The organism is Vibrio ichthyoenteri ATCC 700023 (assembly GCF_000222605.1).
Taxonomy (GTDB): Bacteria; Pseudomonadota; Gammaproteobacteria; order Enterobacterales; family Vibrionaceae; genus Vibrio; species Vibrio ichthyoenteri.
In genome coordinates this window covers 50,662-64,959 of sequence record NZ_AFWF01000004.1, presented here as the reverse complement: position 1 = coordinate 64,959, position 14,298 = coordinate 50,662, and the positions used below count along the sequence as shown (strand labels likewise).

12 protein-coding genes are annotated in these 14,298 nt (G+C 44.8%); 6 read left to right on the top strand and 6 right to left on the bottom strand.

Going from position 1 to position 14,298, the window contains the following annotated elements; all coding sequences use genetic code 11:
- Positions 1–452: 452 nt before the first annotated feature.
- Positions 453–803, top strand: a complete 351-nt coding sequence (locus RH85_RS00720; protein WP_006710251.1) for a hypothetical protein — start codon at positions 453–455, stop codon at positions 801–803.
- A 24-nt stretch (positions 804–827) separates the two neighbouring features.
- Here the strand turns inward: RH85_RS00720 and RH85_RS00715 are convergent, their stop codons facing one another.
- Both RH85_RS00715 and RH85_RS00710 read right to left on the bottom strand, forming a co-directional pair.
- On the bottom strand, positions 828–1,313 hold the full coding sequence (locus RH85_RS00715; protein ID WP_006710250.1) for a putative 4-hydroxy-4-methyl-2-oxoglutarate aldolase: 486 nt from the start codon (positions 1,311–1,313) through the stop codon (positions 828–830).
- Between the two features lie 29 nt (positions 1,314–1,342).
- On the bottom strand, positions 1,343–1,729 hold the full coding sequence (locus tag RH85_RS00710) for a DUF3293 domain-containing protein (protein ID WP_241210342.1): 387 nt from the start codon (positions 1,727–1,729) through the stop codon (positions 1,343–1,345).
- A gap of 327 nt (positions 1,730–2,056) precedes the next feature.
- Here RH85_RS00710 and arcA point away from each other — a divergent pair, with 327 nt between their 5' ends.
- Positions 2,057–2,773, top strand: a complete 717-nt coding sequence (gene arcA / locus RH85_RS00705) for a two-component system response regulator ArcA (protein WP_006710248.1) — start codon at positions 2,057–2,059, stop codon at positions 2,771–2,773.
- A 156-nt stretch (positions 2,774–2,929) separates the two neighbouring features.
- Here the strand turns inward: arcA and hldE are convergent, their stop codons facing one another.
- The 3 genes from hldE to RH85_RS00690 all read right to left on the bottom strand — a co-directional run bounded on the left by hldE (position 2,930) and on the right by RH85_RS00690 (position 8,739).
- Positions 2,930–4,360 carry a bifunctional D-glycero-beta-D-manno-heptose-7-phosphate kinase/D-glycero-beta-D-manno-heptose 1-phosphate adenylyltransferase HldE gene (gene hldE, locus RH85_RS00700; protein WP_006710246.1) on the bottom strand — a complete coding sequence of 477 codons (1,431 nt, stop codon included), beginning with the start codon at positions 4,358–4,360 and terminating at the stop codon, positions 2,930–2,932.
- A 141-nt stretch (positions 4,361–4,501) separates the two neighbouring features.
- The gene (gene glnE / locus RH85_RS00695; RefSeq protein WP_006710244.1) at positions 4,502–7,342 is read right to left on the bottom strand and encodes a bifunctional [glutamate--ammonia ligase]-adenylyl-L-tyrosine phosphorylase/[glutamate--ammonia-ligase] adenylyltransferase; all 2,841 of its coding nucleotides are present in this window, start codon (positions 7,340–7,342) and stop codon (positions 4,502–4,504) included.
- A gap of 140 nt (positions 7,343–7,482) precedes the next feature.
- Positions 7,483–8,739, bottom strand: a complete 1,257-nt coding sequence (locus tag RH85_RS00690; RefSeq protein WP_006710242.1) for a methyl-accepting chemotaxis protein — start codon at positions 8,737–8,739, stop codon at positions 7,483–7,485.
- A 104-nt stretch (positions 8,740–8,843) separates the two neighbouring features.
- Between RH85_RS00690 and RH85_RS00685 the strand changes: the two genes are divergently transcribed.
- Positions 8,844–9,644: a potassium channel family protein gene (locus RH85_RS00685; RefSeq protein WP_006710241.1), complete on the top strand. Its 801-nt coding sequence runs from the start codon at positions 8,844–8,846 to the stop codon at positions 9,642–9,644.
- A 43-nt stretch (positions 9,645–9,687) separates the two neighbouring features.
- Here the strand turns inward: RH85_RS00685 and RH85_RS00680 are convergent, their stop codons facing one another.
- Complete coding sequence (locus tag RH85_RS00680; RefSeq protein ID WP_006710239.1) at positions 9,688–11,205, bottom strand: CYTH and CHAD domain-containing protein; 1,518 nt, start codon at positions 11,203–11,205, stop codon at positions 9,688–9,690.
- A 206-nt stretch (positions 11,206–11,411) separates the two neighbouring features.
- Between RH85_RS00680 and RH85_RS00675 the strand changes: the two genes are divergently transcribed.
- From RH85_RS00675 to RH85_RS00665, 3 genes are all read left to right on the top strand, one after another.
- Positions 11,412–12,092: a TIGR00153 family protein gene (locus tag RH85_RS00675; protein ID WP_005599225.1), complete on the top strand. Its 681-nt coding sequence runs from the start codon at positions 11,412–11,414 to the stop codon at positions 12,090–12,092.
- 131 nt (positions 12,093–12,223) lie between these two features.
- A complete protein-coding gene (locus tag RH85_RS00670; RefSeq protein WP_006710238.1) occupies positions 12,224–13,483 on the top strand; it encodes an inorganic phosphate transporter in 1,260 nt (419 codons plus the stop codon).
- Positions 13,484–13,649: 166 nt separating this feature from the next.
- Positions 13,650–14,261 (top strand): TIGR04211 family SH3 domain-containing protein, encoded by a 612-nt coding sequence (locus tag RH85_RS00665; RefSeq protein WP_006710237.1) that lies wholly within the window; start codon positions 13,650–13,652, stop codon positions 14,259–14,261.
- The last annotated feature ends 37 nt before the right edge of the window (positions 14,262–14,298 follow it).

Below are 14,298 nucleotides of genomic sequence, written 5' to 3'. Positions count from 1 at the left end.
GCCTTTTTTTGAAAAAATTTCGCTCAGCAGCCTGCCCCAACGCGTATTGTGCTGGTCATAATAATGGTTGTGGTCATTACTGTTAGGCTGTTATTAAACATATTATCTTGTTGGAATCTTGTGTTTACTTATCTTACATTTACCCTGTTTTCTAACAGTGAGTCAACGAAAACTTTCTATTTTTTGCCTGTGTTTTGTTCAATGAGTTCATTTTATCGAGCGATAGTTGACTAAAAACCGTACGCAGATATCAAAATTGCTAAGCAAACGTTAAAATTAACCGCTAGTTCGTTAGTTTTATGCTTTAATTTATTTTGCAGTGAAGAATGGATGAATTTAACCAGACGGATTGGGGTGATGAATGATAAAAATAATCAGCCTTGCTTAGTTGCTCGGTGATCGCATCCGATCTGCCTAAATTATCCTTCCAACAGCACGACTCCCCGCACCGTATGTTCCTTTCCAGTGAAAGTAACCAGCACAATTTTGATTCGTGGACCATTGATAGCGGCTACGCCTATAGTCTATTCGACAACGTTGATCTCTATGTCGGCACTCGCTTAACCAAGCAAAATGAGGGCGGCTTCTTGAGCGGCCTGAGCTATCAAGTCTCCCCGCGCCTATCCGTTAAGAGCACTTTACACTCTTATACTGATGATGACGCGCCTGAAGGCCAAGAAAGTGGTATCGGCGCTGAGGTTTCAAGCCGAGTTCAATTGAGTGAACATCTCGATTTTCATGCCACTCTCGACTACCAAGAGTGGCAAAAAGGGTTTGAAGTGGGGATTGGCTTCCGTTTCTAGTTTCTAGTTTCTAGTTTCTAGTTTCTATAAAAAGTTTAATAGCTGCTCTGAAGTCAAAATACCGTTCCAGTCCGCGTAGATGTAATCGCCTGGCTGAATCATTTGTTTTTGCAAAGAGAGCGTGACACCAATTTCTCCAACGTCACGTTTTTCGGTTTTAAACGGACAGGTGCCAAGCGCCATAATGCCCAGATCCATTTCAGCCATCATCGCCACATCACGGATTGCGCCGTAGACAATGATGCCTTCCCAGTCATTTTCAATCGCTAGAATTGCCAACTGATCACCAAGCAAAGCTTTTTGACATGAACCATTTCCGTCAACGACGAGTACTTTTCCTCGCCCATTGCGACTCAACACTTCTCTTACTTTTGAGTTATCGTGATAACACCGAACTGTAACAATTTCGCCCCAAAAGGCAGTACGGCAACCGAAGTTATTTAGTGGTAAATTTACGTAAGTAACGTGACGTTCAAATTTGTCACAAATGTCAGGGGTTATGTCTCTCATGCTTTCCTCCATGAAGCTAATGTGAATTCTTATCTCAATCGATACCGCCACTCTCCTAGATCGATTTGGGTTCTATCTGCATGGCAAGAGAGTAAAAAGAGCTGCCCATCTTGCACAAAATAAATCGCGTTCTGCTGATATTTATGCGCCAACTCGATCGCGAATGGAAGCGGTATTTCTACGGCAAAACTCGCCTCAAACCAGTCAAAATCACCATCACCCACCCATATTTCATGAAGTGTAAAATTGCTCAAATCGCAGCTCAAGTGCTTATTTCTTATGCTATTTTCATGATCTGACAGCTTATAACTTTGCGGGTTGCTCGCCGTAATGACAACAAAGTCATTAAGGTTGAACATTTTGTCAATTTTGAAGTAAGGATCACAGTAAATTTGCCACAAATGAGCGTCCATCATTGCACCAATCATTAATTTTACATTTGCCGGTTGCCATTAATATTTGTTACATTCGATCTCTTGATATAAATCAACAAAGTGAATGGAATTAACATTTGGACGTTGTTAGCATGCTGTTAACTATATAAAATCCGTTTCAACGCCTAATAGCATAAATCAGGGCAAGGAACCTCTTTTGAAAGAAAGTAACACCAAGGATGGCGGGCATTCAAAGATGTGTTTGGGAACACACTTTGTTTTATATCAAAATCAAATTACCTGTAAGTAATGTTTTTGCCTAGAATTTATTCTATTAATACATTTTTTTCACAAGTTTAGGTACCGCCAATGCAAACCCCGCAGATTCTGATTGTAGAAGATGAGCAAGTAACTCGTAACACTCTAAAGAGTATTTTTGAAGCAGAGGGATACGCTGTTTTCGAGGCCAGTGACGGTGAAGAGATGCACCACATTCTGACAGAAAGTCAGATCAACTTGGTGATCATGGATATCAATCTTCCAGGTAAGAATGGTCTTTTGCTTGCACGTGAATTACGTGAGCAAGCGAATGTTGCTCTTATGTTCCTAACCGGTCGCGATAACGAAGTAGACAAAATCCTTGGTCTTGAAATCGGCGCTGATGACTACATCACTAAGCCATTCAACCCACGTGAACTGACTATCCGTGCTCGTAACCTATTAAACCGTTCAATGAACTCTAGTGCTGTTCAAGAAGAAAAGCGCAGCGTAGAAAAATACCAGTTCAACGGTTGGGTACTAGACATCAACAGCCGTTCTTTGGTTAGCCCAAGTGCAGAAAGCTACAAGCTACCTCGTTCAGAGTTCCGTGCACTTCTGCACTTCTGTGAGAACCCAGGCAAGATTCAAACTCGTGCTGATCTTCTTAAGAAGATGACTGGTCGTGAGCTTAAGCCACACGATCGTACTGTTGACGTAACGATCCGTCGTATTCGTAAGCATTTCGAGTCAGTTTCTGGTACGCCAGAAATCATCGCTACAATCCACGGTGAAGGTTACCGTTTTTGTGGTGAACTAGAAGACTAATCACTCTTCTCAAGATGCGAAAAAGGAGCTTATGGCTCCTTTTTTTTGGCTTTTATATTCCAGAAAGAAACAAGGAGAATCGAGAAAAGAGAAATTGAGAATAAAAAAACGCCCATCAATGATGAGCGTCTTGGTCGAGAGTATGATTCAGGCCGCTTAGCCTTTACCACCCTTAATCGCATTGATGATTTCGCTGGTTGAACAGCCATCTTCAAAGTTCAGAACTTTCACTTCGCCGCCATTAGCGATCACTTCAGCACCACCAGCAATTTCTTCTGGTTTGTAATCGCCGCCTTTAACCAGCAGATCCGGTAATACTGCAGCAATCAAACGTTGTGGTGTATCTTCAGTGAATGGAACCACCCAATCGACAGCGCCTAGACCTGCCAATACCGCCATACGGCGATCCGTTGGGTTAACTGGACGACCAGGACCTTTCAAGCGCTTCACTGACTCATCGGTGTTTACCGCCACAATCAGGCGTTGACCTAATTGCGCTGCATGGTTTAGATAAGAAACATGACCAGCATGCAAAATATCAAAGCAACCATTGGTCATCACGACTTTCTCGCCGCGCGATTGCGCTTTCTTCACCGCTTCAATCAAGCCTTGCTCAGAAATAACACCATAATCGGTATCATGGCTACCATGAATTGCTTCTGCAAGTTCAATCGTAGATAGGGTTGAGGTACCCAACTTACCGACAACAACACCCGCCGCCGCATTCGCCAATGCACACGATTGATCAAGAGGTTTACCCGCCGCAACTGAAGCTGCTAGTACAGAGATAACCGTATCCCCTGCACCGGTGACGTCAAACACTTCTTTCGCTTGAGTTGGCAGATGGAACGGTTCTTCACCACGACGCAGTAACGTCATGCCATGTTCGCTGCGAGTCACCAATAGCGCTTCAAAATCAAATTGCTCAATCAGCGCCAAACCTTTCTCAACTAACTCTTGATCTGATTTAACTTTACCAACGACCAGTTCGAACTCTGCCATATTTGGGGTTAGCAAGGTTGCACCACGATAGCGTTCAAAATCAGCGCCTTTCGGATCAATAAACACCGGAACACCGGCTGCGCGTGCTTTTTGAATAAACAACTGCACATGCTCTAATGCGCCTTTATCGTAATCCGATAACACCACTGATTTAACGTTTGGTAATGCTTGTTCCATGCGCTCTAAAATCAGCGCCGAATCAACGTTTTCAAACTTTTCTTCAAAATCCAAACGAATCAGTTGTTGACCACGACTTAGCACACGTAGCTTAGTAATAGTCGGAAAATCTGGAAGCGAAACAAAGTCGCACTTCACTTTCAATGCTGAGAGTGTTTCACTCAGTACATTCGCTGGTTCATCGCTCCCTGTTAACCCGACGATATGAGCATTTCCACCCAGTGATGCAATATTCATCGCGACGTTAGCCGCACCACCTGGTCGCTCTTCGTTATTTTCTACTTTCACTACAGGAACAGGCGCTTCTGGCGAAATGCGGCCCGTAGGGCCATGCCAATAGCGGTCTAACATTACGTCACCGACAATAAGAACGCCTGCTTGACTGTAGTCAGGTAGGATTGGTTTCATTATGGATCTCCAATATGTATATCTGGCCAAAGTTTATCATAGGGTTTTGACCGCCTAAACCTTTGTATACCCAAGTCACTTCTAGATAAGTATTCCGAGCTTGTTAGGCTCACTAAAATCACTTAGGTATCATATCTATTGCTATTCTAACCACTGTTGCCATACATCGACGACTAAAGCGCGCTCTTGGACAAATTTATCTTCAGCCAAGTCGGTATCAAGATTGAGTAGGTTACGATGATGGATCTGATCGCGCATCATGGTATAGGCATCTGTTACCGCCAAGGCTTGCGATTCATCCATAATACCTTGCGCAATCAAAGACTCAAAAATACGCACGTTATCTGACCAACGCGTCAACTTCGGCTTTTGATGACTGTAGTTGAGAACCAAGTATTGAGCGAGAAACTCGATATCGGTAATACCGCCCGGATCTTGCTTGAGCATAAAGCGTCCCGCTTTTTTTCCGCCTAAATGGTCACGCATTTTAACTCGCATATCGACCACTTGTTTTTTTAACTCATCACTGTCACGCGGCAAGGTTAAAATCGCATGACGAATTTGAGCAAATGCCTGCTGCAATTGCCCATCGCCATAAATCATCCGTGCACGCACTAAGGCTTGATGCTCCCATGTCCAAGCTTCTTTGCGCTGATACTCTTCAAACGCATCAGTTGGGCTCACCAATAAGCCTGAGACGCCAGAAGGACGTAAGCGAGTGTCCACTTCGTAAAGAATGCCTGATGCGGTGCGGATTGAGAAAATATGGATGATACGTTGAGCGAGGCGCAAATAGAACTGACGACCATCAATCTCTTTCTTACCATCGGTATACGCACTGGCGGGACAATCGTGCATAAAGACAATATCAAGGTCTGAGTTATAACCGAGCTCCCAACCACCTACTTTGCCATAACCGACCACGGCAAAACCTTTACCATCACGATCTTTGAGATGATTTGGCTGGCCATATTTCTCGCTCATTTGCAGCCATGCTTGATTAACCACCGATTCGACAATCGCTTCCGATAAATAGGTTAAGTGATCACTCACTTTCATCACCGGCAACACACCAGCAATATCAGCCGCTGCAATACGTAAAATACAAATCTGCTTGAATTGGCGCAACGCTTCAATCTGCTGCTCCATATCATCTTCAGGTATGCGCGCCAAATAATCACGCAGTTCGGTGCGGTAAGAATCAAGCGGAACAGGGTTATACAGCTGTTGCGGATCAATCAGCTCATCCAACAAAATCGGATAACGACCCAACTGTTCTGAAATCATTGGGCTGGCAGTACACAAGCGGACCAATTGCGTTAACGCCGCTTCATGTTCATCAAGTAATTCTAGGTAAGTGGTTCGTGTGACGATTTTATGCAATAAGTGCAGCACTCGCGATAAGCCAAATTTTGCATCTTGATGAGCAAAAATGGCTTGGAATATTTTCGGCATTAGGCGATTTAACACCTCGCGGCCGCGTGGGCCCAAGGTTTTTTTCGCCAAATCGCTCTTAAACTGAATGATGGTCTTGGCTAATTCGACACTTTCTTCTAACTGCAGGTCATGAGCGAGGATCTGCTCAATCACATCCGCTTTATGCGCCATATCCCACAGCTCTTGGAAGTGTTTGGCCACTTCGGTCTGCTCTTCTTCATCATCGCCGATTAAGTGAATGAAGACCTGATGGACGTTATCCATATGCTGGCGGACATCATTGAGCATTGCGTTCCAATCCGAGTAGCCCATCGCGGTTGCTAATTGCCACTGTTCTAACTCATTTTCTGGCAAGGTTTGCGTTTGCTTATCCGCCATCGCCTGCAAGAGGTTTTCTAAACGACGTAAAAACTTGTATGCCGCAGTCAGATGGGTGGTTTCTTGCTTATTCAGCAGTTCTAACTCATCAATTGCTTCGAGTGTCACCAATAAGCCACGTTGACGTAAGCTTGGCTCTCGACCACCGCGGATTAATTGGAATACTTGAGCAATAAATTCAATTTCACGAATACCGCCAGCACCGAGCTTAATGTTATTGGTCAGCCCACGACGACGCACTTCACTGCTGATCATCGATTTCATTCGGCGTAAGGATTGGATCGCACTAAAATCGATATAGCGACGGAAGACAAAAGGACGCAGCATCTTACGCAGCTCTTGATACTGCGGATACATTTCACTGCCCATGACACGCGCTTTAATCATGGCGTAACGTTCCCAATCGCGCCCTTGCTCTTGGTAATAATCTTCTAATGCGGCATAACTCATTACTAGTGGACCGCTGTCACCAAATGGACGCAAGCGCATATCGACACGATAACAAAAGCCATCAAAGGTTTGCTGATCGAGCGCTTTAATGATCCGTTGCCCTAAACGAGTGAAGAACTGAGCATTGGCAATACTGCGGCGAGTCCCTTGAGTCTCACCGTTTTCAGGGTAAGTAAAAATCAAATCGATATCAGACGAGAAATTCAGTTCACCGCCACCCAGTTTGCCCATACCGATGATCAGCATCGGTTGCGCTTGACCTTGATCGTTACACGGCGTTCCCCATTGCTCACAACAGGCTTTGTATTGCCATTGATAGGTCTCAAAGATCATCGCTTCAGCAAGATAAGAAAGATGCTTGAGGCTTTGCTCTAATGGCCAAGTGGCATTGAAATCACGCCATGCGATATAACTCATCTCGCGATTGCGGAACTGGCGCAGTATTCGCTGCCCGGTCACTTCATCATGGCAATCCACCAGCGCGGCAGCAAGCTGTTGACGATAACCGTCACAACGTTGTGGTTCATTCAACATGCTCGGCAAAGTTTGGCGCAGTGTTTCATCTCGGGCTAAAGCTTCGATGACAAATGGACTTAGCCCTGCGACGTATTCCAATTGTTGGTAAATGTCAGCAGGCCAATGTTGTTCCAGTTGATACTCTTCCAATTGAGCAAGCGCTGATTGAGAGGTGGCCAAGAGGTTTTCAGGCAATGGCATGGGGCTTCCTTGTGATTTACTGGCTGAGATGTCTTATCTGAGCTTGAATTGCGGCTTCTAAGCGCTAGTTATAGCAAACTTTACACAATAAAAAACGCCTGCTAATTGTTAGCAGGCGTCTATTGACTCAGTCTGTGAGATTACACTCTAAATGCACTGATCTTCTTATCCAACTCTTCGGCATTTTGCTGCATGATCTCTGAGGTTTCCAATAGATCCCCGACCACGGTCACAGAGGCTTCCACCAGTTCACGTACGTTGGTTAGATTTTGGTTCATCTCTTCGGCGACACTGCTTTGTTGACCTGCCGCTGTGGCAATTTGGAAGTTCATGTCATTGATTTGATTGACTTGCAATACGATACCATCCAGCTCAGTACCCGCGTTTGTCACCAGCTCAACACCTTCTGCCGCTTCCACGACGCTTTTTTCCATCAAATCAACCGCTGAACTTGCGCTTGATTGCAACTGAGAGATCATCTCTTGAATCTCAATGGTGGCTTGCTGAGTGCGTTGAGCCAGGTTACGAACTTCATCAGCAACAACCGCAAAGCCACGACCCGCTTCACCAGCACGCGCCGCTTCAATCGCTGCGTTTAATGCCAACAAGTTTGTTTGCTCAGAAATACCTTGAATGGTCCCCACGACACTGCCAATCGCATCAACGCTTTCTTCGACTTGATTCACCGCTTGAGCAGAGGCTGAAATATCTTGTGAAAGCTCGCTGATCTTACTCACGGTATCTTGCACAAAGCGCTGTCCCGTCGCCGCTTGGCTAGAAGCACTTTCTGTCAATGCTGAAGCATTTTGCGCGTGATCCGCCACCGTTTGAACGGTTGAAGTCATCTCACTCATCGCCGTTGCTAGCTGGTCGATCTCTTCAAACTCTTCTTGCGCCGACTCTTTGGTTTCCGACATGCTCAACGTCATCACTTCAGTCAGGCCAGCTAACTCCTGTGATGAATTCCATTGCACCTTAATCAACTCTTGCAATTGAGAGCGGGTTTTTTCTAACTCGCGTGCTACATCACCGTATTCGTCTTTGCATTGCAGCAAAATCGGAGAGGAAAGATCGCCACTGGCCATCTTTTTGATCGCTTCATTTAGATAATGAGTTTGGCGCAGCATCACTCGCGCAGCAAATAACAAAAGAACGACAAAAACCCCAATAAGCAGCATGGTTTGCCATACTACCTGTACTAGGTAAGCTTCATAATGTTCACGAGCGACTTCAGCGCTGTCAGTGACCATCAGAAGTGAATCGTAGAACGTATTTGCGTCCCATAGCTGTTTGCCGACGATCAGTAAGGTACTGAACACCATCAGCAATGCCATTTTTGGAACCAGTCGAATATCCGTAATCACTCGTTCCCACGGCTTGAATGCCAGTGTCGTCATTGTTAGTTCTCCGCTAAGTCATATATTCTAAAATAGAATAAAGTTACTACTGCTCACCCCTCTGGTACTTTAGTGCTAGTACCAATAATTATTTTGAGCCTCGTATGAATAGAAATGATACCAAAGACGACACGAAGCCGATGAGCTTGTTATCACTAATTCTTTCTTTTATGGCGTTATTTGTGATCTCGGGCTTATTGTTTATCCCGATCAGCCATGAAACACGTCAGGTTCTTATCGGCCTTGATTTCATCATCTGCAGTATTTTTATTCTGCAACTATCGATTGATTTGATCCGTTCCACAGATCGAATGCAATTTCTGAAACGACATTGGATTGATTTCATCGCCAGCCTGCCGATGATCGAACCTTTACGTTTCGCCCGCTTATTTCATATTTTGCGAGTGATTCTAGTTATTCGCTCTAGCCGAAGTGTGGTTCAGCAACTTCTTAGCAACCGCAAAGAGACCACCATTGCATCAATTTTGCTGTTACTGGTGATCTTGCTGACGTTAGGCTCAAGCATTATGTTGTTTCTAGAAGGCCATTCTCCAGATGCCAATATCAAAACCGGAGGCGACGCACTGTGGTGGGCTTTGGTAACGATATCGACCGTTGGCTATGGCGATCACTACCCGGTGACCGATGCGGGTAAAATTCTGGCTTCCGGCGTGATTCTTTGTGGTGTTGGACTGTTTGGTATGATTTCAGGCTTAATCACCTCAATGATCACCTCACCAACTCGCATGCAAGCGATGAAAGCGGAACAAAAAGAGCAGCAAATGATCGCGTTACTGGAGCAGCAGCAAACCATTCTTGCTCGCTTGGAAAAACTGGAACGCAGAATGAGCCGAGATATTAATAAGCTTCACCAAGATAGTGAGCAAAAAAAAGGAGATCCGTAGATCTCCCTTCTCTTTAATATCATTCTCGCAAACACACTCGTGATTACTCTTGCCAGTATGGCTCTGCTTCAATGCTGATGGCGCGGGTTTGCTCCATAGCATGTAAGATTGAGCTTTCTTGACGGAACAACCAACGTTCAAGTTGCTCACGCTCATCACCCTCTAACTTCTCCACCAACTGCTTTAATGGTTTCAAGGTCAGCAAGTCATCAATACCTTGTAGCAGATCGGCCCAAGGTAGACGGAAGCGATTACGTTCATCAGCATCATACAAGCTAGCAAATCCAACCCCAGTATAAAGGTTGCGCATTAAATGGTACTGCTGGTCGATGTAGTCTTGCGATACCAACTCTTTCTCTGGTGGGAAAGCATCCATCAGTTCATGCCAAGTACGTTCTAACTGCACTACCGAGAAAGGTAAGATGTTTTGTGAAATCGCAGTGCGTGATTTGTCATCCAAGAATGGCTGCCAGCCGCGCGTTAAAATCCAACGGCTGAGATCAAGTAACAAAGCGGTGTAACGCGCTGAATTAAATTGCTCAAGCATCTCTTCACGAGAAGGCAGATCTTGTTGCAAGTCGGACAGTTCTTTAATCAAGAACTTGCGAGCATCAAGTTTACGCAGCGCATGCCCTTTGTCTTCTAACAAATCATCGAGATAATCGAACTGCTTTATCCACGCTAAGTCTTGTTCCAGCCATTTCAGTTCTTGGCGAATCAGAGCACTCGCTTTACTCGGTACCACATCACCAAAAATAGTGAAGGTTTGACGAATAAAACTGATGGCATTTTTGATCTCATGCAGCGCATCAATCGATTCACGCTCAGAATAGATCTGTTCATGGTAATGCCAATGAGATAACGCGTGTTCTAGCGAGTTGATCAGGCAAGATTCTAGTGAGTCATTTTTATCAGTATCCACCAACGCCATTGGCTTGACTTGATCACCTTGATAGCCCAAGGCTAAACGGTAACCACGCGCCGCTTTACTTAGGTTACCTAAGCGCATCCCGCCGGCATCACTGAATGTGCGTGCAAGGGTAAATAAAGCATCGGTTTGGCCTGATTTAAGCTCAAGCTCCACTTCACAGATGGTATCGGTTAGATCACCAGAGATAACCACACCTTGGTCAAACGCGACTTCAATTTGACTGCCATCCGCCATGCACACCAACCATTGCTCACGCGTGAAGTTAGTCGAAAATAACGGAGATAATTCATTTTGTAGCGTGTCAATGTCTTTGCCATTTGGCCAAATATCACTCGGATGTAAGGCAAGCACTGGATCGTTACAGTTATGTTCGGCATTATATTCAGGACGTTGGTGCAAACCAGCGACAACTCGTCCTGCCGTCTTGACCGTTTGAACATAGACCTCATCAAAGCGACGAATGCGTAGACCAATGTCATGCTGTCTCAGCCAGTTATCAGGCGTGTCAAAGTAGGTGTTACCTAATTCACGACAGCTGTGCTGAAGGACCTTTGTTTCGGAAATCTTGTTACGTAAAGTTTCTGAAAATTCTGGAGAAACAAAAAACTTCAGTTCTATCTCGGTTTCCATAGTTATACCTTTCAAAGCAGATAGAGACAGGATATTGCCTAATTTCTCACTCGGCAAGAGCGAAATATCGCTCTAATGATGATCTAAAACAGTTTTAATGACAGATTTAATGCGTTACCATGCGCGCCTTTATAGCCATCGTTCAACATTTCATCTTCAAAAGGGTGTATGTTATTTATAGGTTATATTAATTAGGTTGAATGACCATGCCAGTAAATACAATTATGGGGTTATTTGCAAAGTCCCCTATTAAGCCTTTGCAACGCCACGTTGTGTGCGTAAATGAATGCTGTTCTCACCTTGTAAACTTCTTCGAAGTTTGTGCGCAAGGAGACTGGGAAAAAGCATCTGAAATTCGTGCTCAAATTTCTCACCTTGAGAAAGAAGCTGATGTGCTAAAGCGCGAAATTCGTCTGAAACTTCCTCGTGGTTTGTTTATGCCTGTGGACCGTAGCGATATGCTTGAGCTACTAACACAACAAGACAAACTCGCAAACCTTGCAAAAGACATTGCAGGTCGTGTTTATGGCCGCCAACTGTCTATCCCTGCTCCTCTTCAAGAAAACTTCATTGCTTATGTAAAACGTTGTTTAGACGCGGCACAACAAGCACAGAAAGTGATCAATGAGCTGGATGAATTGTTGGAGACAGGATTCAAAGGCCGTGAAGTCACTCTGGTTGCAGAGATGATTAATCAATTGGACATGATTGAAGATGACACTGATGCGATGCAAATCCAACTTCGCCAACAACTGATGTTGATCGAACAAGATTTGAATCCTATCGATGTAATGTTCCTGTACAAAATTTTAGAATGGGTAGGTGGTATTGCCGATCAAGCACAACGTGTTGGTGCTCGATTAGAAGTAATGCTGTCACGCTCATAACGTTAAGTTAAACTCAATAACGAAGAGTATTTTTTAACACACCCCAGTTAGGCAATGAATATATCGGCGCCGATGGGGCTTTCTCGTGTCAAAAATTTGCTCCGCTTGTTATCAAACAACTAGGTATTACGATGGATATCCTTGCGAACTACGGCACTGTCCTGATTATTGTTGCAGCTTTATTCGGTTTCATGATGGCGATTGGTATTGGTGCAAATGACGTTGCCAATGCGATGGGTACATCAGTAGGCTCGAAGGCGCTAACAGTAAAACAAGCTATCATCATTGCGATGATTTTTGAATTTGCTGGTGCGTATCTTGCCGGTGGTGAAGTTACCGATACAATCCGTAAAGGCGTGATTGAAACGTCTCTGTTTGCCTCTCAACCAGACGTATTAGTATACGGCATGATGTCAGCGCTATTAGCCGCTGGTACTTGGCTATTACTTGCTTCTTACATGGGTTGGCCAGTATCAACAACACACTCTATCATCGGTGCAATCATCGGTTTTGCGTGTGTGTCTGTCGGTACTGAAGCGGTTGACTGGAGCAGTGTTCAAGGCATCGTGGGTAGTTGGATTGTCACTCCGGTGATTTCTGGCTTCTTCGCTTATGTCATCTTCGTCAGCGCGCAGCGACTGATCTTTGATACTGAGAAACCTCTTTTCAATGCTAAGCGCTTTGTACCTGTGTACATGTTCATTACCACTATGGTCATTGCTCTGGTAACGATTAAGAAAGGTCTTAAGCACGTTGGTCTACACCTATCAAACGGTGAAGCGTGGGTTTGGGCTGCAGCGGTTTCTGCATTGGTTATGGTTGGTGGTTACTTCTACATTCAGAAGAAATTTGCTAACCGTGAAGATGACCACGGCTTTGCTGGCGTAGAAGGTATCTTCAGCGTACTAATGGTTATCACCGCTTGTGCGATGGCATTTGCTCACGGTTCAAACGATGTTGCCAACGCGATCGGTCCACTAGCTGCGGTTGTATCAACTGTTCAGCACATGGGTTCAATTACCGGTAAGAGCGAAATCGTATGGTGGATCCTTCCACTAGGTGGTTTTGGTATCGTGGTTGGTCTAGCTACACTGGGTCATAAAGTAATGGCGACCGTTGGTACTGGTATTACCGAACTAACGCCAAGCCGTGGTTTTGCTGCACAGCTTGCTACTGCGTGTACCGTTGTTCTTGCGTCTGGTACTGGTCTACCAATCTCAACAACACAAACTTTAGTTGGTGCCATTCTTGGTGTTGGTTTTGCTCGCGGTATTGCAGCGCTAAACCTAGGTGTTATTCGTAATATCGTCGCATCTTGGATCGTAACATTGCCAGCTGGCGCACTATTAGCGGTAGTATTCTTCTACGCTATTCAAGCGTCATTTGGCTAGTCAATAGGTCAGAACTGTGTAAATGCACTGTCATTATTGACTCAAGACCGCAGAAAGGGAGGCTAAGCCTCCCTTCTTTGTTGCACCAGAAAAAAAAACTTCATACTATTTGCAGTTCGGGAGTTTCTCCCTCGCTGAAAGCTTGATGACTGTTAAAGGATTTACCGTGAAAAAATTGGTTTTTATGATCTTAGCATGTGTAATTGCCGTACCTTCTGCAATGGCTAAAGATCGCTTTATCTCTGATAATCTCTTCACCTATATGCATGCTGGGCCAAGCAACCAGTTCCGAATCATTGGTAGCGTCAATGCTGGTGAAAAAGTGAATCTTGTCAGTGTGAACAAAGATTCTGGATACAGCCAGGTTGTCGATAGCCGTGGCCGTAAAGGTTGGGTTTCAACCAGCTTTATCACCACTCAAGAAGGTATGTCGACTCGCCTACCGAAGCTTGAAAAAGAGCTGACGGTAGTGAAAGAGAAATTGGCGAATGCCAACGACATCGCAAATCGTGAAAAAGAAGGTCTGGTCGACTCACTCAATACCCGTAACAGTCAGATTTCTGAACTGGAAAAAAATTACGGCGACATGAGCCAGCAGCTAACCGCTTCTCAAACGGAAGTACGCAACCTGCGCGCTAAGCTTGATACGCAAAAAGATGACCTACTGCTTAAATACTTCATGTATGGCGGTGGTGTTGCTGGTATCGGCCTGCTATTCGGTTTGGTACTGCCTCACGTTGTACCGCGTAAGCGTCGCTCACCAAACGGTTGGGCATAAGCATTCATTAAAAAGGTCACGCTCGCGTGACCTTTTT